Source organism: Plantactinospora sp. ZYX-F-223 (assembly GCF_039649625.1).
Lineage (GTDB): Bacteria > Actinomycetota > Actinomycetes > Mycobacteriales > Micromonosporaceae > Plantactinospora.
This window is the reverse complement of record NZ_JBDJAV010000158.1, coordinates 1-1,522: the sequence shown is the minus strand read 5'-3', so window position 1 is coordinate 1,522 and position 1,522 is coordinate 1. Positions and strand designations below refer to the sequence as shown.

General features: G+C 73.3%; 1 protein-coding gene. It reads left to right on the top strand.

The annotated features are described in order from the left end of the window. Positions 1-1,522, top strand: a 1,522-nt coding sequence (locus tag AAH979_RS42930; RefSeq protein WP_346263859.1) for a condensation domain-containing protein, incomplete at both ends; no start/stop codon positions are given.

The window sequence follows — 1,522 nt, the reverse complement described above, 5'->3', positions numbered from 1 at the left end:
CCCGATCGCGGTACGCGACATCCGGCAGCTCGACGCCGCCGGGCGGAAGCAGGCGATCCGGGAGTTCACCGCGGCGGAACGGGCCGAGCTGTTCGACCTCGGGGTGGCCCCGCTGCTGCGGTTCGCCGTGCACGAGGAGAGCGACGAGGCGTGGTGGATGTCCGTCACGGTCTCGCACCCGATCACAGAGGGGTGGAGCCACCGGGCGATGCTGACCGAGCTGCTGGAGCTGTACCAGCAGCTCCGGGCCGGCCGCACACCGGCACCGGCGACCCGCCCGGCGGTCCGGTACGCGGACTTCATCGCCGCCGAACTCGGCTCGCTGTCCTCGACGGAGGACCGCGACTACTGGCGCGGCATCGTCGACGGGTACACCCGGCTGTCGCTGCCGACCGGCTGGGCCGCCGACCCGGCGACGCCCCGGGAGCCGTACTCGGTCACCGTGCCGGTACGCGACCTGGAGCCGGAGCTGCGGGCGCTGGCCACGGCGACCCGTACGTCGTTGAAGGCGGTGCTGCACGCGGCACACCTGAAGGTGATGAGCCAGCTCACCGACGAGCCGGCGTTCTTCACCGGCCTGGTGTGCAGCGCCCGACCCGAGGTCGACGGCGCCGACCGGGTGTACGGGATGTACCTCAACACCCTGCCCTTCGCTCACCGGCGAGGAGCGGCGACCTGGGGTGAGCTGGTCCGGCAGGTCTTCGACCGCGAGGTCGAACTCTGGCCGCACCGGCGCTATCCGATGCCGGCGATCCAGCGTGACCTGGCCGACGGCCAGCGCCTGCTGGACGTGCGGTTCAGCTACCAGGACTTCGACGCGGTCGACACCGAACTGGTCGACGTGGAGTCCGGCCTCGGCGAGGGAGCCACCGAGTTCGGCCTGGCCGTCGCCGCGATGACCGGCAGCCTGGTGCTGACCGCCGACACCCACATGCTGAGCCGGCCGGACGCGACCCGACTGGGCGCGATGTACCGGGCGGTGCTGGCGGCGATGGCGGCGACCGGTGTCGGCGGCGACGCCCGGGGCAACCACCTGCCGGCGGACGAGCGGGAGCGGCTGCTCGGCGAGTACGCCGTCAACCCCAGCACGGCGCCGACCCGTACCGTGCCGGAGCTGGTCGCCGACGTGGCCGCCGCGCACCCGGACCGGATCGCGGTGGCACTCGGCGAGCTGGAACTCGACTACGCGGAGCTGGACGCCCGGGCGAACCGGCTGGCCCGGCACCTGCGGTCCCGGGGCGTGGGGCCGGAGTCCCTCGTCGGGGTGCTGCTGGACCGGGGTCCGGACCTGATCGCCACCTTCCTGGCGGTCTGGAAGACCGGTGGCGCCTACGTGCCGCTGGACCCGTCGTTCCCGGCCGACCGGGTGAACACGATGCTCGCCGACGCCGGTGCCCGGGTGGTGGTCACCCGGTCCCGGCACGCGGACCGGTTCGACCCGGCACTGGACTGCGTCCTCGTCGACACCGAACGCCTGGAGATCGGCAACCGTCCGGCGACCCCGATCGCCGAACCCGCCGAC